Here is a 22253-nt window from a genome sequence, read left to right on the forward strand (position 1 = left end):
AAAGGATCCACCCGTTTCCTCCCCACGTCGTGGGGTGCGGTGTCAGGAGCTGGTGTTGAGGACGGCCATCGGCAGATTGCGGTCGAAGCGGCCGGAGGTGTCCGGGTGCTGGCCGCTCTTGGTGGCGCGGCGCACCTGCTCGGAGGTGTAGTCGATCATCTCGCCCAAGGACACGATGCCGTCGCCGTCGGTGTCCGCGGGACCCTGCAACCCTTCCAGCATGAACCAGGTGAAGGCGCCGTGCCCGCCGCCCCATTCCGGCGACTCATGCGACAGCTCGCCGGACTCCGACGCGGTGAAAATGGCGCGGCCCTTGCCCGCCTTGCTCAATTCCAAAAGGTAACGGTTGATGACGTTCTCGTCGCCGATGTTGCGGGTGGAAATTTCATCCCCGACGCCTGCACTGTGGCAGGCATCGACCAGCACCACTATGCGCTCGGAGGGGATGAACCGCTCCAGCGCCGTCTGCAAATCCCACATGGGGAACGCCGTCGAGCGCATCTGTTCGGGATCGGTGTCGTGCGTCAAAAGAAACAGGTTGCTCGGGTTCAGCGGATCCGGCGCGCCGTGTCCGGCGAAGTACACCACCACGAGGTCTTCGCGGATGGCCTTGCCGAGGAAATCGAACAGCGACCGTTTCAGCTCCGCCAGCGTCGCGTTTTCGTTTTCGAGGAAGATGATGTGGTCGTCGGCAAACCCGCCGCCCTGCGGCGATTTCAGGAATTCATAGAACATGCGCGCATCGGCATCGGCGTAGCGCAGGTTGGGGATGCCCTTCGTTGAATGCTCGTAGCGCGACACGCCCACCACCACCGCCCAGCGTTGGCCCTTGAAGTCCGCCGACAACTCCGCCGGGGCCTGGCCCGGCGCGGTACGGGTGACGTGCATGACGTGCTGTTTCACCTGGCCGGATTCATCGACCGCGTTGATGACGATGATGTTTTTACCTTCCTTCAACTCCACGTTGCGCGAAAACGCACTGCCCTTGGTGCCCTGCACGATGGACAGGTCGCGCGTCTGCGGCAGTTTCTCGCCGTTCAACAGAATCTGCATGTCCTTGATCTCGGCGTTGGCCTCGATGCTTCCCGACAACAGCACGTGATTGTCTTCGGTCTTGAAGTCGAACGGCGGGAATGAAATCCTGATCTTCATCTTGCCGCCGTTGGAAGAGGCCGGGGCCTGCACCACCACGGTGCCGTTGCCGTACTCCTCTTTCACGCGCACCCGCAGGTCTTCCAGCAGGGCTTTCGCTTCGAGGTACGGTTCGCCCTCGATCATCGGATTGCTCTTCTCGGCGGTCATGGAAACGTAGGAGCGGTTGCCGTTCTTGCCGGAGAGGGTCAGCGTGATGTCGGTGTTCGAAGCCACGCCGACCCAGCCGACGGAGTTCCCCGCCAGATCGCCGGTGGTCGTGATTTCATAAACGACGTCACCGCTTTCGAGCGCTTTTTTGGTGAAGGTGTACTGCCGGTCGTTCAGGTGGTGTTCCAGAATCTCGGCCAGCTGGTCCGGGGGCAGAGAGTAATTTTCCTTCAAAGACGTCGCCTTGAACGACGCCGCACAGCCGCCCGCCAGCAGGGCGACGGCGATGCCCAAAATGAAAGCCCATTGCATGCGTTTCCAAACGTTGCCAGTCATGATCCTGCACCTTGAGAACGGTTCATAATCCCGGAAAAAAACCGGGTCGATTATTACGCGTTGAGTTTGACCACCAGTCCCTGCACCGTCACGCAGGACTGGCTCCAGAAATAAAAGAACGGAAGCGGAAAATAGTTCTGCTCCAGGTCAGCCGAAGTCTGGATCAACAGGTCGCCATTGCGCGACTGCACGGCCTGATTCACCGCCTGCTGGTAGGTCTGCTCGCCGGACGGAAACCCGAAGAAGAAATTGGAACAGGCGGTTCCCGTACCCACACCGAGGAGGGTGTAATCCTGTTTGTCCATCTTCAACTGCAATGCGGAACTCGAAGGTTGCGACAACGGCGTGTACAGACTGCACGCCGACAGCATCATCAACATCCCCGACAATACAACCAAAACAGCAAAGCGTTTCGTGTTCATGTTCCCTCTCCCCCTGAAAATTCGTTTGCGGAACGGAGCCACGGTCCGTTCCCATCTCGGTTCCCCTCCGGCATCTTAGCCTTCCGCGCCCGGAAAATAGCGGGCCCGGGGCCATTCGTCCCTCTCTTTAATGTAAAGGCAATTTCCCCGAAAAGGAATAACTCGTTATACCAAATTTCCAACCTTCTGTCTTTGTGATTCGGCGTATCCGCGATACTAAAAAATCAGGATGGAAGCAAGCAGGGTAAAAATGGGAGGCCCGATCGGGCAGCTTTTTCAAAGCGGCTGATTTTGGGGTGATTAAAGGCGCGAAGAGGGATGGGGGAGCTCAGCGCGATTCGATGAGGGCGACGGCGTAGGCGGCGAGGCCTTCCTCGCGTCCGGCGAAACCCAATTTTTCCGTGGTGGTGGCTTTCACGTTCACCTGCGAGATGTCGATGCCCAGTGTGCGCGCGATGTTTTCGCGCATCTGCCCGATGAAGGGTGCGAGCTTGGGTTTCTGCGCAACGAGAGTGGCGTCGGTGTTGACCACGGTGAACCCTTTTTCGTGGAGCGAAGCGTTTACCTTTTCCAGCAGGACCAGGCTGGATATGCCCTTGTACTGGTCGTCGGTGTCGGGGAAGTGATGCCCCAGGTCGCCCAGCCCGGCCGCGCCCAGAAGCGCATCGCAAAGTGCGTGCAGAAGCGCGTCGGCATCCGAGTGGCCGTCGAGGCCGAGCGTGTGCGGAATCTCGACGCCACCCAGGATCAATTTGCGGCCTTCCACCAGGCGGTGCACGTCGTAACCGTTACCGATGCGAAACACAAAAGCCTCCGGAAGAAGCGAGTGGGTTGGGGCAGATCGGCTTTACGTTGGTTTGGATCGGGAAGGAGGGTGCGGCGTTCACAAAGTTCAGTGGGTTACGGTGACCAGCTTGCGGGTTTCTTCGCGCGCCCAGCGGTCCGCTTCCAGGACATCTTCGATGTCGTTCACCGCTGTCGGCTTGTGGTTGTTGAGCGCCATGCGGATGATTTCCGGAATGTCCTTGAACGGAATGAGTTCATCGAGAAACGCCTGCACCGCGATCTCGTTGGCCGCGTTCAGCACGGCGGGCATGGTCTGCGCGATGTCGAGCGCGTCGTGCGCCAGTTGCAGACAGGGAAAGCGCTGGAAGTCCGGCGCTTCGAACGTCAACGTGCCCAACTGCGCGAGATCAAGCGACGGCAGATCGCACTCGATGCGGTCCGGGTACGACAAGGCGTACGAGATGGGCACGCGCATGTCCGGCATGCCGAGTTGCGCCATCACCGACGTGTCCACGAATTCGATGAGCGAATGGATGATGCTCTGCGCGTGGACCAGGATGTCCACCTGCGTCTCCAGCCCGAACAACCACTTGGCCTCGATGTATTCGAGCCCCTTGTTCATCATGGTGGAGGAGTCGATGGTGATCTTCGCGCCCATGTCCCAGTTGGGATGCTTGAGCGCCTGCTCGCGCGTGACGTGTTCGAGTTGTTCGCAGGTGAAGGTGCGGAACGGTCCGCCGGACGCGGTGAGGATGATGCGTTTGATGCGATCGGATTTTTCGCCGTTCAGTGCCTGGAAGATGGCGCTGTGTTCGCTGTCCACGGGAACGATGGGGCAGCCGTGTACTTCCGCCGCTTCCATCATCAGCTTGCCCGCCACCACCAGCGTTTCCTTGTTGGCGAGAGCGAGGGCCTTGCCTGCCTTGAGCGCGCTGTAGGTGGGCACGAGTCCCGCACAACCCACCATGCCGGAGACCACCATGTCCGCTTCCGGCAGAGTGGCGGCCTGGATGGAGCCTTGCTGCCCTTCGACGACTTCGATGTTCAGTCCCTGGAGTTTTTTACGCAGAGCTCCTACCTTGCCGGTGTCGAACAGCGAAACCAGCTTCGGCCGGAATTTGCGCGCCTGCTCGGCGATCACATCCACATTACTGCACGCCGCAAGCGCGATGACCTCGAACCGGTCCGGATTACGCTCAATGACATCAAGTGTGTTGACGCCGATGGAACCTGTCGATCCCAGTATAGAAATTTTTTTCATTCAACAACCCCTGATAATCAACGTGGAGCCGAACGGCAGGGCGAAACGTGGGCCACTCGCTTTGAATAAATAAACGGTCAAACGGGGAGAGGATTGCGTATCAGGATTTCGTAGCAATAGAAAGCCGGTCCGGCGAACATGAGACTGTCCAGCCGGTCCAATACCCCTCCGTGTCCGGGAATCAGCGTGCCCGAATCCTTCACGCCCGCGGCGCGTTTGAACATCGATTCCACGAGATCTCCGAATTGCCCGATGATACCGCAAAATAACGCCATAATCAAACAATGGTTTAAAGCCAACTCGTGCCAGAACCCGTACTTCGCGATGAGCGCGCCGAGCACCCCGCCGAGGAGTCCACCCAAACTCCCCTCCACCGTTTTTCCGGGACTGATCTCGGGCGCAAGCCGGCTTTTTCCAATGCTTCGGCCGACGTAATAGGCCGCGGTGTCGCTTCCCCAGATCACGAGGAACAGGAAGTAGATCATGAAATGACCGGGGTCCAGCGCCCGGATCAGGATGAAAAAGCTCATCAGGCCCGCGACATAACCGACGCCGAGGAAGGTGTAGCCCGTTTGGTCCAGATTGTTCTTCAGGATGGGCCCCTGCGTGAGGGCGTGAAGAAGCAGGACCAGCGGCGCGACCGCCAGCCAGACCAAATAAAACCCGTTGATGTAGAAACACAGGGTGAGAAGCACACACAACGCCAGGCCCAGTTTATGAAAGCCGGGCGTGCCCATGGCGTTCAGCATGCGCGAATATTCGAACCACCCCGCCACCACCGCACCCAGCACCAGGATGGAAAACAGCTCCAGCGATCCGTACTGCACGATGCCCAGTACCACGGGGATCAATACGAGTGCGCTCAGGATGCGTTTCATGGTTGGGGAACTTTCATGAAAAGTTGGACCGTCGAATAAACTTTGGGGAGTAACCTGCGCAAATCAATTTGTTGTTTGGGCCAGCCAGCCATCGTTCGCCGCTAAATGTTTTGGTGTTCGCAGGCTCAAGCGTTGAACACGTTTGCTCCAGGCCTTGCCTGGTCAGGCTTGGACGATCTGGTCGCCGATCATGCCAAATCTGCGTTCGCGTCTCTGGAAGTCGATGATGGCTTTCAGCAGGTCGTCTTCGCGGAACTCCGGCCACAGCACGTCGGTGTAGTGCAACTCCGTGTACGCGATCTGGTAGAGAAGGAAGTTGCTGATGCGCAACTCGCCGCTGGTGCGGATGAGCAGGTCCGGCTCCGGCAGGCCGTGCGTCGCCAGGCTCGCTTCCAGCGCGGGGAAGTCGATGTCCTCGTAACGCAGTTTCCCTTCCTGCACTTGCTTGACGACATTGCGCACCGCATCGAGGATTTCCTGCCGCCCGCCGTAACTCAACGCGAGGGTCAGCACCAGTCCGTCGTTGTCCGCTGTGTAATCCTTCGCGTGCTGGATGAGGTTCTGGATGTCGCCGGGCAGTTCGTACACGCGGCCGATGGTGTTGAAGCGGATGTTCTCGCGCTTCATGCGTTCGAGTTCCTTGTGCAGGTACGTGTCGAGGATTTTCATGAGCGCGTTGATCTCGGTGCGCGGCCGGTTCCAGTTTTCGTCGGAGAAGGAGTAAAGCGTGAGCGCGGGGATGTGCATCTCCGTGCAGAGGGTGACGATGTGGTCCACCGACTTCACACCCTGACGGTGGCCTTCCACGCGGGGCATGTAGTTCTTCTTCGCCCAGCGCCCGTTGCCGTCCATGATGATGGCGATGTGCCGCGGTAGACGGTTAGCGTCAATCTGATCCATGAGTGGGGATTTGTACAAGGACGACAACCTCCGAAGGGTACCGGTTCGCCGGGCGGGCCCTGCCGGTGCGGGCGTCCCCGGTGCGACCATTATACGGCAACGGTCAGTCTTCCATCACATCTTTTTCCTTGGACTCGGCGATCTTGTCCACCTCTTCGACGTACTTGTCCGTCATTTTCTGGATCTGGTCGTGGCCCCGCTTTTCCTCGTCTTTAGAGATGGAACTGTCTTTTTCCATTGCCTTGATCTTGTCGTTGAAGTCGCGGCGGATATTGCGGATGGCGATCTTCGCCTCTTCCGCATACTTGCGCACGATCTTGGTCATTTGCTGGCGGCGCTCGGTGGTGAGCGGCGGGATGTTGAGGCGGATCACCTTGCCGTCGTTCGACGGGTTGAGCCCCAGGTCGGAGGCGGAGATGGCCTTCTCGATCACCGGCAGCATCGTCGGGTCCCACGGTGCTATGGAGATGGTGCGGCTGTCGGGTGTGGACAGCGTTGCGGTCTGGTTCAGCGGCGTCGGGTTGCCGTAAAACTCCACCTTGATGTCCTCGACCAGGGCTACGGAAGCGCGGCCCGTGCGCACCTTGCCGAACTCCTGGTGCAGGTGGTCGATGGTCGCTTTCATTTTGCGTTCGGAATCTTTGAGTAAGTTGTCCATGAATCAGCTTGCCCCCACCCGGGTTCCAATGGATTCGCCCATGATCGCGCGCTTGATCGCATCCGGATTGCTGACGTTGAAAATGACCATGGGCAGTTTGTTGTCCATACACAGGCTGACGGAGGTGGAATCCATCACCTTCAGCCCCTTTTTCAAAACTTCGAGGTACGTCAATTGTTCGAACTTGACCGCGGTGGTGTCGAGCATCGGATCGGCGGAATAGACGCCGTCCACCTTCGTGGCTTTGAAGATGACCTCGGCCTCGACCTCGATGGCGCGCAGGCTGGCGGCGGTGTCTGTGGTGAAGTAGGGATTGCCGGTGCCCGCGGCGAAGATGACGATGCGGTCTTTTTCGAGATGGCGGATGGCGCGTCTTCGGACGTAGGGTTCCGCCACCTGGCGGATGTCCAAAGCCGTCAGCACGCGGGTCGGCACGCCCGCCTGCTCCAGCGCGCTTTGCAAAGCCATGGCGTTGATCACCGTGGCCAGCATGCCCATGTAATCGGCGGTGACGCGCTCCATCCCCAGGTTGCTGGCGGTGGCGCCGCGTAAAATGTTGCCGCCGCCGATGACGATGGCGATCTGCACGCCCAGTTTCCTGGCTTCGGCGATCTCCTCAGCGATGCCTTGCAGGGCTTTTTGATCGATGCCGAAGCCGCCCACCTCCGCCAGGCTTTCTCCGCCCAGTTTCAGCAGGATGCGTTTGTAACGTGCTTTCGCCGGTTCCGTGTCGTCGCTCATTTAGAGATTTCCATGCGGGAAAACCCACCCACGGTGATGTTTTCCCCCAGCGTGGCAATCTTCTGCTTGATCAGCTCCTGAACGCTGATGGACGTGTCTTTCACGAAGGGCTGGTCGAGCAGGCAGTTTTCCTCGAAAAACTTGCTCATCTTGCCGTCCACGATTTTCTCGATCACGTTCTCCGGCTTGCCGGATTCGCGTGCCTGATGGGCGAAGATCTCGCGTTCCTTGTCCAGCACGTCCTGCGTGACGTCCTCGCGGGAGGTGAAGCGCGGCTTGGCGGCGGCGATGTGCATGGCGATGTCCTTCAGCAGAGCCTGGTACTCGTCGTTTTTGGCGACGAAGTCGGTCTCGCAGTTCAACTCCACCAGCACGCCGATCTTGGCACCGGGATGGATGTAGGAACCGATGGCGCCGTCGCCCGTGGTGCGGTCGCCTTTCTTGTCCGCTTTTGCCATGCCCTTCTTGCGCAGAAAGGTGATGGCTTCTTCGATGTCGCCGCTGGTTTCCTTGAGCGCGTTGCGGCACTCCAGAATCCCCGCGCCGGATTTTTCGCGCAGGGTTTTGACCATGTCTGCTGTCACTTCCATTGTGATTGCCTCTCTTGTTGACTGGATCGATTGAGTCCGGGTTTTTGATGTGTGCACGATCCGGGTCCGGGCGCGGACGGGCCACCTTCCCGTGGCTGGCTTTCAGCCGGGGTGTGCGCCGGCCCAGACCGGTCGTTGAATTTCGTTTTCTCTGGTTGACCTCAGGCAGGCCGGAAGGACCCCGAGGCCGGGTCGGTTCAAGCGGGAACGGATTTTTCCGCCTTCGGCTTGGCGTCCGCTTTGGTCTTGGAATCGGCGGCCCCTTCCTTCTTCTTGCCGGAATCGGAACCCGATTTGGAATCGCCCTTCTGGGCGTTTGCCTCCGCCTCTTCCTTCTTGTCCTTCTGCTTGGCCTTGTACACCTCGTGGCCTTCGATGGCGATGTCCGCCAGCCGCTTCGTGAACAGGCTGATCGACCGGATGGCGTCGTCGTTGCCCGGGATCAGGTAATCGATGCCGTCCGGGTCGCAGTTGGTGTCGACGATCGCCACCACGGGAATGCCCAGCTTGTTGGCCTCGGCCAGCGCGATGCGCTCCTTGCGCGTGTCCACGATGAACACCGCATCGGGCAGGTCTTTCATCGTCTTGATGCCCTGCAGGAATTTATTGAGTTTCTCGATTTCCTTGCGCCTCTGCTGAGCTTCTTTTTTGTGAAGCAGGTCGAACTTGCCTTCTTCTTCCATGCGTTCCAGCCCCAGCAGGCGGTCGATGCTCTTGCGGATGGTCTGGAAATTGGTCAGCGTGCCGCCCAGCCAGCGCTGGTTGATGTAAAACATGTTGGCGCGGGAAGCTTCGTCCGCGATCAATTCCTTGGCCTGCGTCTTGGTGGCGACGAAGAGAATCTTCTTGCCCTGCTGGGTCAGGTTCTCCACAAACTTTTCCGCTTCGCGGAATTTGTGGATGGTCTTCTGCAGATCTATAATGTGAATGCCATTTCGGGCAGTAAAAATATAGTCTCTCATTTTGGGATTCCAGCGGGTGGTTTGATGCCCGAAGTGAACCCCGGCTTCCAAAAGTTCTTTGACTGCGATGTTTGCCATGAAACAAAACTCCTAAATTGCGAATGGTTGAGCCTCCGCCTCCTTCTTCCCGTACCAGGAACCCGTCGAGGTATGTTCTGCCTGCCGCCGTAAAATGCGGCCGCGACTGCGAATCCACAAGGCTTCGCCGCCGCCATGTTCGGGCAGGACCCACCGGGTCACCCCTGGTCCAGTCCAGAGACGTGCGAGATAAATGATTACAAACAAACGACTTGCGCCGTTTTCAGGCCTATAGAGGGCTTCCAGATAGAGTATCATACCCCCCTGACCAAGACAAGGTAAAATAGCTTCTAAATGGCCCAGAAACAAGGCTCCGCTGCGGGAAGGCTGCCGGGCATCCGGGCCGGGCCTGTGCGCCGCAAGGCGCCTTCCTAAAGTTCACGGCCGGGTTTTCCCTTGCAGGGGGAGGTGGGTTCTCTTTATAGAGCGTTCCGGTACGAAGCGGGAATCTCGATGCCTGTCTTCGAAGTGAAGTGGGATAGGCGGGAATCGCCGGGTGTTTGGAAAGAAGTCTCGTTCTTCCTTCTATTTTTTTCAAAAATAAAAAGCCGGAAGAGGTGGACCAGGACGCCACCTCCCCGGCTTTCACTTCGCCGTTTAAGCGATTACTTGCCTTTGGACGGTTTCGGTTTTGCCGATTTGCGCTGTTCCGGCTGGCCGGTCTGCTGTTTCGGGTTTTTTTCCATCTGCGGCTTGTTGTTGCGAATGGTCTTGGACATGGGTCTCATTCTCCAGAAAAAATAAAGTTGCCTGTACAGGCGTTTTTAAATTTCTTGACGGAGAGTCCAATTTGGGTTGCCCGCATCCTGGTCGTGCCTTTTAGCGTTCCCATTTTGTCTCGATCAAGCAAAGAAAAGGAACACCAAAAAACCATAGGCGTTTCGGCCTACGTACTTTTGGATAACTTCCCAAAAACCGGGAGGTTATACAGAAAATATAAGATTGTCCGGGGCGGAAAGCAAAACAATTTTTAAAGAATTTTTTGGCCTTTTTTGCAGGGCGGATTCCAGAGGTTTTGGGTGCCCGCTCAGCGCCCCAGGCAGATGCCCACCGACTCGGCGGTGCGGATGAGCTGGGAGTCGAGCGGAACCTGCCGGACGCGTCCGGCCAGTTCCTTGAGCGGCACCAGTTTCAAATCCGGGGTGCGGAGCGCCACCATGGTGCCGAAGCGTCCTTTCAACGCCGAATGCAGGGCGAAACTGCCGAGCTGGGTGCCCAGCACCCGGTCGAAGGCGATGGGGGTGCCGCCGCGCTGGATGTGACCCAGCACCGTGCACCGCACTTCCAGGTCGATGTCCCGTCCCAGCCGGGTGGCAAGATGGTTGCCGATGCCGCCCAACTGCGGCACGCCTTGAAGCCGTGTGGTGGCGGCCTCCTGCGTGATCGGCCGGCAATCCTTCTCCATCGCGCCCTCGGCCACGACCACCAGGCTGAACGGCGCCTGCATGGCCTGGCGTTCCCGGATCTTCGCTGTCACCAGGCCGAAATCGAACGGAATTTCCGGGACCAGGATCACATGCGCGCCGCCGGCGATCCCGGCTTCCAGCGCGATCCACCCGGCACTCCGTCCCATGACTTCCAGGATCATCACCCGGTCGTGACTGCGCCCGGTGGTTTGCAGGCGGTCGATGGCGTCGGTCGCCACCTGCACTGCGGTGTGAAAACCGAAACTGTAGTCGGTGCCTTCGAGGTCGTTGTCGATGGTCTTGGGCACGGCGATGATGGGCAGGCCCATCTCGCTCAGCTTGTAGGCGATCTGCAGCGAGCCGTCGCCGCCGATCACGAACAGGCAGTCGAGCTTGAGGTCGCTGAAGGTCTGCACGGCGCGGGCAGAATAGTCGTGGGTGGTGATGCTTCCGTCTTTATGGAGTTCCTTGAAGGCGAAGGGATCGCCCTTGTTGGAGGTGCCCAAGATGGTGCCGCCCTGCGGCAGGATGTCGCGCACGCTGCGAGGCGTCAGCTCCTGAGAATGATTGAAGATCAGGCCCTCGAACCCTTTTTCGATGCCGATGACGCTCAGGTTGTGGTTGCGGATGGCGGAGAGGGTGATGGCGCGGATGACGGCGTTCAGGCCGGAGCAGTCGCCGCCGCCGGTCAGAATGCCGATGCGCTTTAAGGGCATGTCCACCTCCCTGAATCCCGGCTCAACCGGAGCCATTCTCATGTTAAGGAAAGGAGCGGGTCGGCCCGCAGGGATCAATCGGTGTTGTCGTCCACCGTGGCGACGAGGTCGTAGTCGAGCGATCCGGTGATGCGCATCGGGACGATCTCGCCGGGCTCCACCGGGCTGTTTTCGATGATCACCTGGCCGTCGATGTCCGGTCCCTGAATGGGCAGGCGGCCCATCAAAAGCATGCCCTCGTCATCGAGTCCCTCCACCAGCACCGGGTGTACCTGCCCCACGCGCGCGGCGTTGTTGCGCACCGCGATATCGTGCTGCACGGCCATCAGGCGGTCGCGGCGTTCCTCGCCGATGGCGGGATCGACCTTGCCGGCGTGGTCGTACGCCGTGGTGCCGGGTTCGTCGGAATAGGCGAACACACCCAGGTGATCGAACTCCATCTCGCGCACGAAGGCTTCCATGTGTTCGAAGTGTTCCTGCGTCTCGCCCGGAAAACCGGTGATGAACGTGGTGCGGAGCGCCACGCCGGGGATGCGGTCGCGCAGTTTCTTCAGCATGGCGCGCACGCCCGCTTCGCGTTCCTGACGCTTCATGCTCTGCAACATGACGTCGTGCGTGTGTTGCAGGGGCACGTCGATGTACTTGACCACCTTGTCGAGCCGCGCCACGGCATCGATCAACGCATCGTTGACCACCGTCGGATAGCAGTAGAACAGGCGGATCCACTCGATCCCTTCAATGTCCGACAGCTTTTCCAGCAGTTCGACCAGGCCGTTCTTCATGCGCAGGTCGTAGCCGTAGAGCGTGGTGTCCTGCGACACGAGGTTGATCTCCTTCACTCCCTGTTCGGCCAGCGCCCGCGCTTCTTCAAGAATGGAATCGACAGGGCGGCTCTTGATCGGTCCGCGCAGTTTGGGGATGATGCAGAACGCGCACTGGTTGGAACAGCCTTCCGCGATTTTAATGTACGCCGAGTAAAACGGCGTGGTGACGACGCGGTTATTGTACGCTTCGAAATACTGCGCCGGTTCGTGGATGAGGTTGCGCTGGCCGCCGTTGTTCCGGATCAGGTTTTTGAGCAGGGGGTACTGCTTGGTGCCCAAAAGGTGATCGATCTCCGGGATTTCTTTCAACAGTTCGTCCGGGTGGCGTTCCGCCAGGCAGCCGGTGACGATGAGGCGTTCGCACCTGCCGCCGTTTTGTTTGTGCCGCGCCATCTCGAGGATGGTGTTCACCGATTCTTCCACCGCCGATTGCAGGAAGCCGCAGGTGTTGACGATGAGCACGTCCGCCTCGGCGGAGTTGTCCGTCAGTTCGTAACCGTTCTGTTTGAGGTCGCCCAGCAGGCCTTCGGTGTCCACCAGGTTCTTGGGACAGCCCAGGCTGACCATGCCGATTTTTTTCATGCGGATTGACTGTGTTTTAAGGAATAATAAGGTTCCGCCATCATACCGCAGGGCGGGGGCGCGGGCCTAATTTTTCTGGTGAAAGAGGGGCTCATCCGCCGCCGCGGGCGGTGTCCAGCCGCTCCTGCATGCGGGCCATCAGGCCGGCGAAGTCTTCCTTCTTCAATATCTGGTAAAACTGCGTCCTCAGGTTGTTGCGCATGCTGACGCCGTCGAGGATGACGTCCACCACGCGCCAGCGGCTGGTGGATTCCAGCAGGTCGAAATCGATGCGGATCTCGCCTTCGTCTTTGTGGTGCACTAAAACCGGCACCGTGGCGGCATTGCCGTCTTTCGAATTGCCCTTGTACTCGATCTTCAGTTCGCGGAAGAATTTGGCCGAGTTGGGAAAGGCCACGTAGCGAAACAATTCGCCCAATAGCTGGGTGAACTGCTGGCGTTCTTCCGGTGAGCGCCGTTGCCAGTGTTTGCCAAGGGTTTGTTTGCTCACCTCCGCCACGTCCAGATAGGTCAGCGCCCGGTCCATGTGCCGGCGGTTGGCCTTCGCTTCCTCCGGCGACAGGGACTCGACCTCCTTCACCTGCTGGATGGTGGCGAGCAGGTATTTCACCGCTTCCTGAGGCGACTCCGCTCTTGCCGGAGTGGCAGTGAACAAGGCTGTCAACAGGCACAACCCCAGCGTCATTTTAAAAAGCGGGGAGCGGATTGGTTGCCTGCGGAATTTGCAGTTGTGGTAAATTGTGGGAAATTTCAAAGCGTGCGTAAGTCCTGCCATACAGTTTGCGACGTAATGCTACCGATTATATCGTAAACGCCCTTTCCACGTGGAAATGAAAAACTAAAGGTTGAATATTTCCTTATAGCCCAGCCCGCCAATTGGGCGGGCCCGTATCCTCGTTTAATAATGACATCCATCCCATTCAAAAAAGTTTTGCGAAGCGCGGTTTTCGTTTGCGCGTTCATCCTGGTTCCGCTCGTGGCCCATTCCTCCGTGGTGGAAGCCGCGCCGTGCACCCTGTACCAGGGCGAGGCGGGATGGGATGCGGTTCAGCGCGCCAAGATCGAACTGGTGAAACACTTTCAGTACCAGCCGCTGACGCACCGCGACTTCTGCCAGCTCGCCCACCTCGATTACAAGCTGGCGCAGTGGGAGCCGCAGGTGAAAGCCGAGCACCTGAAGCGGTGCCTGGATAACGTGGACAAGGCCATCGACCACAACCCGCAGGCGGGCATCGCCTACTTCCTGCGCGGCCTGTGCCTGGGAAGGCAGGGGCAGATGCAGGGACTGTGGGCCAGCCTGAACATCATTGATCCCGTCCGCACCAACATGGAACGCGCGCGGCAACTGGACCCGGGCCTCGACGGCGGCGGACCCGACCGCGCGCTCGGCCGCATGCTTTACGAATTGCCTTTCTTTTTGGGCGGCGATCTGGAAAAATCCATAAAGCATCTGGAAACCGCCGTCCAGCTGGGACCGGACAACTGGGAAAACCATTACTACCTGGCCCAGTCGTATTTGGCCGACCGCCGGTACCGCGAGGCACAGCGGGAACTTCAGGATGCCCTCCGGTTGGCCGGGACCGTGAACGAGGAACCCCAGATGGAGGACCACCGCCGGCACATCCGCGAACTTCTGCGCGAAGTCGAGCGCCGCTTGGACTGATCCCTTCCATGTTGCAGGAACTGAGAATCACCAACTTCGCCATCATCGACAACCTGACGGTGACGTTCGGCCCCGGTCTCAACATCCTCACCGGTGAAACCGGCGCCGGCAAATCCATAATCATCGACGCACTGAATTTGATCCTGGGCGGACGCGCCGACACCGACAGCATCCGCTCGTCGGAATCCTCCGCCACCGTCGAAGCCGTGCTTGCGGTGGACGACCCGGCGACGCTCGACGCCATCCGCGAACTCGGCATCGAAGTCGAGGACAACGAAGTCCTCATCAAACGCCTCATCACCCTTGAAGGCAAAAACCGCACCTACCTCAACAACAGCCCGCTCACCGTCTCCGCGCTGGCGACCGTCGGCCAGCGGCTGGTGGACATCCACGGCCAGCACGATCACCAATCCCTGTTGCACGCGGAGCACCATGTCGGCCTGCTCGACCGCTACGGCAAGCTCGGTAAGGAAAAGTCTGCGTACCAGGAAGCGTGGAGCGCGTACCGCAAGAAGGTCGAACAACTCAACCACCTGCTCAATCATCAAAGCGACCGCCTGCAACGGCAAGACCTCCTTCAGTTCCAGGTGAAGGAAATCGACGACGCGGCGTTGAGCGTGGGAGAGGACGAAGAACTGCGTGCGGAAAAACACAAACTCAATCACGCAGAAAAACTGAACGCGGCACTCGAACAGGTGCTCGCCATGCTGAGTGATTCCGATGGCTCCGTGATGGATCTGCTGGGGCGCATCGACCGCGAGCTGGGCAAGCTGCCGGAGATCGACCCGGCGCTGGAGCCGCAGGCGGTGCGCGCGGGCAACGCTTTCATCGAGGCGCAGGAACTGGAAGCGGAACTCCGCGACTACGTGAAGCGCATCGACTTCAGCCCGTCACGGCTGGAGGAGATCGAGGACCGGCTGGCGGAGATCAACGGTCTCAAGCGCAAGTACGGCAACGACATCGCCGTGATCCTCGAACACCGCCGGAAAATCGGGGAAGAACTGGAGTCGCTGTCGCTGGGCGAGGAAGCGGTTGACGGTCTCAAAAAAGAAATCGCCGAACACCAGAAGGACGTGGCCAAACTCGCCGTGGACCTGGCGAAGAAACGCGAGCAGGCGGCGGACACGTTGCAGAAGGCGGTGGAAAAGGAACTGAAAGACCTCAGCATGAAACACGTGCGGTTCGGCGTGCGCTTCGATTATGAACCCGATGCGGACGGGTTCACCACGTACAACAAGAAGACGGTGAAGGCACACGCCGACGGCATTGGCTCCGTCGAGTTCCTGTTCTCGCCCAACCTGGGCGAGGCGTTGAAGCCGCTGGCGCGCATCGCGTCGGGTGGCGAGTTGTCGCGCGTGATGCTGGCGTTGAAGTCGATTTTGAACGAGCAGGACGACATCCCCATCCTCGTGTTCGACGAGGTCGATGCGGGCATCGGCGGCAAGGTGGCGGAGAAGGTGGGCGTGAAGCTCAAGAAGATCGCCGCCACGAAGCAGGTGTTCTGCATCACCCACCTGCCACAGATCGCGGGCATGGCCACGGCGCATTTCCGCGTGCACAAAAGCGTCGCGGGCAAACGCACGCGCTCGACCATCACCGAACTTTCTTATGATGAACGCGTGGAGGAAATCGCGCGCATGTCCGGCGGCGAGACCATCACCGACGCCACCCTCCAGTACGCCCGGGAGATGATCCAGTCCGCCCCCACCGGAAAATCCAGAGCAAGTTAGAAATCATTTTCAACCCCAGATGAACACCGATTCATCCCCTCCTTGAAAAGGAGGGGGAAAAGGGTGGTCTGCGACCACAGATCATCGCCGGAATTGGGGAGCAGTAGCCATCCGCCTCGGACGCAGTCCGCGCCCGCAGACCATCGCAGTTACCGTTGAGCAGTAGCCTGTTCGCTCCCGGCCTGGCCGGGCGGCCCACTATTTTTCGTGCTGGAGGGCCTGGATTTTAGGCTTGAGGTTTTCGACGCCGTCTTCGTCGCCGATTTCTTCGCACAGTGCGAGCGAGCGCCCATAGTAATCGAGCGCTTTGGCGTTGTCACCTTCCGTCTCCCACGCCCAGCCGAGGTTGTGCAGCAGGGCGGCGATGACTTCGCGGTTGTTCCCGCCGTGTTCGTTGTTGAAGGAGAGGGATTTTTCGAACTGGTGGATGGCCTCGCCACTGCGCCCGGTTTCAGTGAGCGCGATGCCGAGGTTGCAGCGCAACTGCGCCGTTTCGGCCGTCTCTTCTGTAGAGTGTTTGAGGTGAAAGCCGAGCGATTTGAGATAGGATTCGGCGGCCTGATTGAAGTGCTTTTCCTCGAAGTACGAATGCGCCACCCCTTCCCAGAAGTTGCGTGCGAGGTCCTCATTGGTCGCATACAGGTCGCGGAAATGCACGCCCTGCGTTTCTTCCAGCTCGGCAAGCGGCCGTAAGAACTCCCGGTGTTCGTCCACGTCCACGCCCAGCACTTCCTCAAAAAATTTGCGGTCTTCGGCGGAGAACTGCGGCTCCGGTTTTCCCGGCTGTAGGGGAACCTCCCACGGCGGCTGTTCGCGGTCCGGTGGCGGCTCGTACTTGCGCGTGCGGAAAACATACACCGCCGCACCGAAAATGAGGATGCCGACAATGATGGAAAGGATGGTGTCGAGGTTGGTCATGACCGGTTTCCTGAGGCGTGTTGGCTCATCCTAACAAAAAGGGGCGGATTTGCGCCAGAATTTGAATGCAAAACATTCACTCCCTTTGGACGTAAGGAGTCTATCAGGATTCGGATATCATTTCGCGATGTTTTTATGGTTGTGGTTTTTGAATCGACCCGAAACTCTCGTATCCATAACTTATTTAATTTTAAACGATCCCAAAGTTTCCCTGGTTTTCAGGCGGCTTTTTTCTGTCATGAACGCATTACAGGGGGCTTGGAACGAATTGGATGGGTTACCTTAAACATGTTGGTTGTCTGGTCTTTAAAATAAGTTCTGAAGGGGAATCATTTTAACCCGGCCCGCCTGATTTCGGAAAAGTACCGCAGTGGGGTTGTTTAACCCCACGCGAGCGCGGGTTGTTTTCAGCACTGTGGTGCCGCAGGTCAACCAGGCACCGCCTTCTGGGGGGAGGCGTGTATGAAACTGGGGCAAAAACTCATTCTGTTTATTTTTTTGATGGGTCTCGGCATTGGAGTTGTCGGGTATTTTCTGTTCAATCATTCCCAGGGTGCCTTCAAAGAGCAAATCGGCACAGAAGCGTACAACCTCACCCGCAATTCCATGGAGATCCTGGAAAAACTCCTGAGGATGCGCATCGAAGCGGTCCAGGAGCTGGCCAGTGACCAAACGATTCTGAAAGATATCGAGAAGTCCAACCGGTTTTTCCAAAAGATGGACAACCGCCAGACGTTCATCGAGGAAATCGATCGCGCCTGGGCCAAGTGGGAGCGGCATTCCTTCATCGACCAGGTGGTGGACAACGCTCTTTCCTACACCCTGTTTCTCAAAACCCGTTTCTTCTGGAAGAAAAACGGCCACCGGGTGTTCAATAAAATGATGGCGGTCAACCGGTTTGGTACGGTTGTCGCCGCCTGGCCCAATCCAAGTGATTATTACCAGGCCGATGAGGAATGGTATAAAAACGGCCTGAATGCTCCCAAGGTCTGGCTGGATAAAGTGAAATTCGATTCCAGCACGAAGCGGGAGACCCTCCCTGTCATCGCCAAAATCCCAAATCTGGCCTACACCCTGGGTTACAAAATGGAAGGCCTGCTCAAGGCGGGGATCGATCTCGAGGAAATCCGGAAAAACCTCGACCATATCCAGCAGGATTCCCAGTACAAAAGTTTTCAGTACTACCTGGTAGACGAAAGGGGCCACCTGATTTTAAGCGGCCTCAACAGTTCCGGCGTCGCTTCCGATAACAACCAGAATAACCGGTTGTCTTTTGGAACGGACCTGTCGGAATGGGAACCGGTCAAGCGGGTCCTGATGGGTGAGAAGGGGGGATACCTTTACGAAAACACCAGCCAGAGGCGGGAACTGGTCGGTTATGTTCACTCCCTGGGTTACCTCGGGTTCGATGGCCTCGACTGGGCCCTTGTCCTGAAACTCGATACCGAGGAAGTTTTGGCTCCGTTGTTTGAACTCAAGCAATTTTTGCACTGGATGTTCGGCAGCAGCGTGCTGGTGTTTCTGGTTCTCGGTGGGCTTTTTGTCCGATCCATCACCCGGCCGGTCTCCGACCTGATGCAACGAACGCGGTCGCTCGGGGACGGCAACTGGAATGTGAAGGTTGCCATGGATACCAAGGACGAGATCGGTGAATTGTCCCGGTCGGTGCAAAATATGGCGATTCGCATTCGGGACCATGCGGTCGAACTGGAAAACCGGGTGAGGGAGAGGACCAAGGAACTGCGTGAGGCAAAGGAGAGCGCAGAACAGGCCAGCCGGGCCAAAAGCACGTTTATATCCAACATGAGCCACGAAATCCGCACCCCGTTGAACGCCATACTGGGCTACGCCCAGATCCTGCGCCGTGTCAAAACCCTGGACCAGGCGCAGATGGATAAAATGCAGGGCATTTACCGTTCCGGCAACCACCTGCTGGGGTTGCTCAACGACATCCTTGATATCTCCAAAATCGAAGCGGACAAGCTGAAATTTGTCGAACAGGATTTCAATCTGAGCGACCTCGTGATTGACCTCAAGCAAATCTACCAGTTGCAGTGCTATGAAAAGGACCTGGAGTTTGTTGTGGAGGGTCTCGATCTCGATGAACGGTTTCTGGTGCGTGGCGATCAGGGCAGGCTCCGTCAGGTTTTAATGAACCTGTTGGGCAATGCGGCCAAGTTCACCGACGAGGGCCGCGTCGTTTTAAAGGTCCAGGCATTGGAAAACCAGCAATTTTTTTCGAGGTGGAGGACACCGGACCGGGTATCCCAACCGATAAACAGGAAACGATTTTCGATCCCTTTGAACAGGATGAGTCGATATCCCGGGGTGGTACCGGACTGGGACTGTCCATCTGCAAGCGGCTTGTTGAGCTGATGAGCGGGGAGTTGAAAATGGATTCCAGGCCGGGCGAAGGATCGCGATTTTACTTCACCCTCACGCTGCCCCCGGCGGAGGGAGCTGTGCCCATTAAGGACCACCGTTTGAAATGGGCGACCCGCCTCGCCGACGGTTTTGACGTCAAGGCCCTGGTGGTGGACGACAATGTATCCAACATCGAGATCCTGGTGGATATGCTCAAACCCCTTGGCATCGACGCCCGGCCTGCAGAGGGCGGAGCCGACGCACTTCGTCTGCTTAAAGACTGGAAGCCGGACATCGTTTTAATGGACTACCGCATGCCGGAGATGAACGGCGTGGAGGCCTCCATCCAGATCCAGGAACGTTTCGGCAGGGACTCCATGAAAATCATCATTGTCACCGCCTCCCCGTTTGAGGCGTTGAGCAAAGTATGCTTCGAAGCCGGCATCCACGGTGTGCTGAAAAAACCCGTGGAGCGGGATGAATTGCTGGGGGTGTTGAAGAATCATTTGAATGTGGAGTACGTTTACGAGGACCCCACAGAGAAAAAGGACAGCCAGCAAAGCGGAAAAAAGGATTTCGACCCCGCCACTCTGGGCATACCGGACGAGTTGCATGCGAAAATCAGCAAGAGCGCCCGCCTGGGCATTCTTTCCCAGCTGGAGGTTCATCTGGATGAGCTGGAGCATTTGAATGCGGAGGCGGCCGAATGGGCTCACAAGCTGAAGGAACATGCCCGTCATTTTGAAATAAAAAAACTCCGGGACGAACTGAAAAAATTGATTGTCCCGAAAGATTAGTGGCCCCCGGCCGCATGCCGTCTCTTCTCGGCCTGAACAAAATCCGCCCGCACCTGGCAATCGGTGCAGGCGGGTTTTTCTTTATTGAGGTATTGAATGTTGGCAGGCGGGATTTGCCGCTTTCTATTCGGATTTCTCCGTATCGGTTTTGATTGTGGGAGGGTGAAGAAACTGGGCGATGCGTTTCAACCGGCTTTCAAGGTGATCCATGTCGTCGAGCACGTCAATGCCCACCGCTTCGAAATGGGAGCGCGCTGTTTTCATGGCCTGCCCTCCGGCCCACATGGGGCAATTCGGCAGGACCTGCTCCTGGTATTCCCGCGCCAGCGCTTTGGCCTCGTCGTCGCTCATCTGGTTGCTGGCGGATAGCAGGACGAGATTGGGATGCACCAGTGTGCAGAACGCGGCCAGTTCCTTGACCGGCAACTGCGCACCCAGGTAATGCGGGTGACAGCCGTGCAGGGCGCACAGGTAAGCCGCGGTCTGGGCCCCCATCTCGTGCAGTTCCTCCGGCGGACAGACGACGACGATCTTCGGCCCGTCTTCGCTGGTTCGCAGGTGATTGAGCACGGCCATGAACTTCTGGCGCACCTGCTGGGTGACAAAGTGCTCCACGCCCACCCCCACGATCCCGTCCGCCCACATGTCCCCCACCCGGTGCTGTAAGGGGATCAGGATTTTGAAGAACACTTCTTCGAAGGGCAGCAGGGCCACCGCTTCATTGAAACGGCGATCGAACTGCTGGCGCTGAAACGGAGACAGGCTGTTTACCAGGTCGTCCAGAATGCGGTCGTGGGCGGCGCTGGAACGTTCCCGATCCTTCTTCTGCGCGGCACGCATGCGGCGTAACAACTCCCCCCGGCCTGCCGCCGCCAGCTCACCGATGCTGTATCCCTGCCCGATCTGCTCATTGAGGTAGATCAACAAATCCACGTCTTCCTGGTCGTAAGCCCGGTAACGGTTCTCGCCCCGTTTGGGCTCCAGGATACCGAACCGCTTTTCCCAGGAACGGATGACGTGCTTGGAAAGTCCCGTCAATTTAGCAACATGATCGATTCGAAAGCTGTCCATAAACGTAAATATAATAGTTATTTCTAAAGTTTGTCAAATTTATTTTGAAAATTTATTTGACAAACTTTAATTACAAGCATATCTTTAGACAAAGATTAAAAAACATTAAACGGGAGGCGGAGATGATTAGGATGCGTTCTTATAAAAGAGCAGTTTTGGCGATGGTGATGGCCGGATTGGTTGGGGCGGGGGCCTCTGGATCCGGGGTTGCGGGCGAGTCGATTGAAATTCCGGAAGCCATGGTCCTGGTCCCGGGTGGTCCGTTTGTGATGGGGGTGGACCGGGAGCCGCAACCCCCGAAGCCCAATATGTCCGCGGCGCAGAAATTGAGGTACCGGGTTTCCCGTGAAGCGTTTCACGATGAAGGTCCGGCGCACCAGGTGATTCTCGATCCTTACTACTTCGACAAGTATGAAGTGTCGAACCGCCAGTATGCCGATTTCCTGAAAGCCACCGGACACCCGGCTCCGGCTTACTGGGACGACCACAAGCGCAACCAGCCGGACCAGCCGGTGAGCGGCGTGAACTGGCATGATGCCGATGCATTCTGCCGCTGGTCGAACAAGCGCCTGCCCACGGAAGCGGAGTGGGAAAATGCCGCGCGCGGGCCGGAGGGTTTGAAGTATCCCTGGGGCAACAAGCTGGATGCCACCAAGGCTAACTTCGGACGTAAAAAGGAGTTCACCGCCAACGTGGGGGACTACCCGGGAGGCAAAAGCCCTTACGGAGCGTACAACATGGCGGGAAACGTCTTCGAATGGGTCTCGGACTGGTATGACCCGCACTACTACAAAAGCAAGGACAACATGATGAATCCGGAGGGGCCGGTCGAAGGCGTCATGCTGGGTTCCACGGGGACCTATGTCGACCGCCTGACCACCGGAAAGAAAAAAGTCATTCGCGGTGGTTCCTGGTACGCCCCGGCGGAAAGCACGACCACGACGCACCGGTTCTGGAACGATCCGATGAACAACAGCTACGGCGTGGGTTTGGGTTTCCGCTGTGCCCGGACGGTGGAAAGTGAAGGCGTGATGCAGGCCCGGACGTTCTACATGGAAGCGCTGATCCAGATGGGAGCTGAGAAATACGGGAAGGCCATGCACTCCATTGGCAGGGCGATCAAGATGGATCCGCAGAACGAGGAGTACCGGACCTTGGAAGGAATGATCAAAAAGCAGGTAAATTGATCAGGTCGGATGAAAGATCTACGGGTTCCAATCTCCCTCTTCGCAAACCCTCCCCTTCGTAAGTTCCCTTGCGGAGACGGG

20 protein-coding genes are annotated in these 22253 nt (G+C 58.1%); 5 read left to right on the forward strand and 15 right to left on the reverse strand.

The features are described from left to right. Window positions 1–42: 42 nt before the first annotated feature. From TX82_RS03890 to TX82_RS03960, 13 genes are all read right to left on the reverse strand, one after another. Window positions 43–1638, reverse strand: a complete 1596-nt coding sequence (locus tag TX82_RS03890) for a caspase family protein (RefSeq protein WP_005007245.1) — start codon at window positions 1636–1638, stop codon at window positions 43–45. A 53-nt stretch (window positions 1639–1691) separates the two neighbouring features. Next, on the reverse strand, window positions 1692–2060 hold the full coding sequence (locus TX82_RS03895) for a hypothetical protein (protein WP_005007248.1): 369 nt from the start codon (window positions 2058–2060) through the stop codon (window positions 1692–1694). A 328-nt stretch (window positions 2061–2388) separates the two neighbouring features. Further along, the gene (ispF, locus tag TX82_RS03905; protein WP_005007250.1) at window positions 2389–2865 is read right to left on the reverse strand and encodes a 2-C-methyl-D-erythritol 2,4-cyclodiphosphate synthase; all 477 of its coding nucleotides are present in this window, start codon (window positions 2863–2865) and stop codon (window positions 2389–2391) included. A gap of 87 nt (window positions 2866–2952) precedes the next feature. Then, window positions 2953–4107 carry a 1-deoxy-D-xylulose-5-phosphate reductoisomerase gene (locus TX82_RS03910; RefSeq protein WP_005007252.1) on the reverse strand — a complete coding sequence of 385 codons (1155 nt, stop codon included), beginning with the start codon at window positions 4105–4107 and terminating at the stop codon, window positions 2953–2955. A gap of 77 nt (window positions 4108–4184) precedes the next feature. Further along, a complete protein-coding gene (locus TX82_RS03915; RefSeq protein WP_005007254.1) occupies window positions 4185–4985 on the reverse strand; it encodes a phosphatidate cytidylyltransferase in 801 nt (266 codons plus the stop codon). A gap of 162 nt (window positions 4986–5147) precedes the next feature. After that, entirely contained in the window at window positions 5148–5885 is a 738-nt protein-coding gene (gene uppS, locus TX82_RS03920; protein ID WP_042250497.1) for an undecaprenyl pyrophosphate synthase, read from the reverse strand. A gap of 103 nt (window positions 5886–5988) precedes the next feature. Continuing rightward, entirely contained in the window at window positions 5989–6543 is a 555-nt protein-coding gene (gene frr / locus TX82_RS03925; protein WP_005007257.1) for a ribosome recycling factor, read from the reverse strand. 3 nt (window positions 6544–6546) lie between these two features. Continuing rightward, the gene (gene pyrH / locus TX82_RS03930; protein WP_005007259.1) at window positions 6547–7284 is read right to left on the reverse strand and encodes a UMP kinase; all 738 of its coding nucleotides are present in this window, start codon (window positions 7282–7284) and stop codon (window positions 6547–6549) included. Next, window positions 7281–7874 carry a translation elongation factor Ts gene (tsf, locus tag TX82_RS03935; protein ID WP_005007260.1) on the reverse strand — a complete coding sequence of 198 codons (594 nt, stop codon included), beginning with the start codon at window positions 7872–7874 and terminating at the stop codon, window positions 7281–7283. Before tsf ends, pyrH begins: the two co-directional genes overlap by 4 nt. A gap of 197 nt (window positions 7875–8071) precedes the next feature. Further along, on the reverse strand, window positions 8072–8914 hold the full coding sequence (gene rpsB, locus TX82_RS03940; protein WP_005007262.1) for a 30S ribosomal protein S2: 843 nt from the start codon (window positions 8912–8914) through the stop codon (window positions 8072–8074). A 1027-nt stretch (window positions 8915–9941) separates the two neighbouring features. Then, entirely contained in the window at window positions 9942–11036 is a 1095-nt protein-coding gene (locus TX82_RS03950; RefSeq protein ID WP_005007272.1) for a 6-phosphofructokinase, read from the reverse strand. A 74-nt stretch (window positions 11037–11110) separates the two neighbouring features. Then, window positions 11111–12442, reverse strand: coding sequence for a 30S ribosomal protein S12 methylthiotransferase RimO (rimO, locus tag TX82_RS03955; protein ID WP_005007274.1), 1332 nt, complete (start codon window positions 12440–12442; stop codon window positions 11111–11113). Between the two features lie 91 nt (window positions 12443–12533). Then, window positions 12534–13196 carry an MlaC/ttg2D family ABC transporter substrate-binding protein gene (locus tag TX82_RS03960; protein WP_187291902.1) on the reverse strand — a complete coding sequence of 221 codons (663 nt, stop codon included), beginning with the start codon at window positions 13194–13196 and terminating at the stop codon, window positions 12534–12536. A gap of 222 nt (window positions 13197–13418) precedes the next feature. Here TX82_RS03960 and TX82_RS03965 point away from each other — a divergent pair, with 222 nt between their 5' ends. Next, window positions 13419–14105, forward strand: a complete 687-nt coding sequence (locus TX82_RS03965; protein WP_187291903.1) for a TRAP transporter TatT component family protein — start codon at window positions 13419–13421, stop codon at window positions 14103–14105. A gap of 8 nt (window positions 14106–14113) precedes the next feature. Then, complete coding sequence (gene recN / locus TX82_RS03970; protein WP_005007280.1) at window positions 14114–15835, forward strand: DNA repair protein RecN; 1722 nt, start codon at window positions 14114–14116, stop codon at window positions 15833–15835. 198 nt (window positions 15836–16033) lie between these two features. On the opposite strand, the gene TX82_RS03975 is transcribed toward recN, so the two are convergent. Further along, the gene (locus tag TX82_RS03975; protein WP_005007282.1) at window positions 16034–16753 is read right to left on the reverse strand and encodes a tetratricopeptide repeat protein; all 720 of its coding nucleotides are present in this window, start codon (window positions 16751–16753) and stop codon (window positions 16034–16036) included. 462 nt (window positions 16754–17215) lie between these two features. Between TX82_RS03975 and TX82_RS03980 the strand changes: the two genes are divergently transcribed. Next, complete coding sequence (locus TX82_RS03980) at window positions 17216–19129, forward strand: histidine kinase dimerization/phospho-acceptor domain-containing protein (RefSeq protein ID WP_005007295.1); 1914 nt, start codon at window positions 17216–17218, stop codon at window positions 19127–19129. Further along, window positions 19042–19914: a response regulator gene (locus TX82_RS03985; RefSeq protein ID WP_371828206.1), complete on the forward strand. Its 873-nt coding sequence runs from the start codon at window positions 19042–19044 to the stop codon at window positions 19912–19914. Before TX82_RS03980 ends, TX82_RS03985 begins: the two co-directional genes overlap by 88 nt. Before the next feature lie 123 nt (window positions 19915–20037). On the opposite strand, the gene TX82_RS03990 is transcribed toward TX82_RS03985, so the two are convergent. Further along, entirely contained in the window at window positions 20038–20985 is a 948-nt protein-coding gene (locus TX82_RS03990; protein WP_005007301.1) for a MerR family transcriptional regulator, read from the reverse strand. A gap of 131 nt (window positions 20986–21116) precedes the next feature. Here TX82_RS03990 and TX82_RS03995 point away from each other — a divergent pair, with 131 nt between their 5' ends. Further along, window positions 21117–22172, forward strand: a complete 1056-nt coding sequence (locus TX82_RS03995) for a formylglycine-generating enzyme family protein (RefSeq protein WP_222822962.1) — start codon at window positions 21117–21119, stop codon at window positions 22170–22172. The last annotated feature ends 81 nt before the right edge of the window (window positions 22173–22253 follow it).

The sequence above is a fragment of the Nitrospina gracilis 3/211 genome (assembly GCF_000341545.2).
Lineage (GTDB): Bacteria > Nitrospinota > Nitrospinia > Nitrospinales > Nitrospinaceae > Nitrospina > Nitrospina gracilis.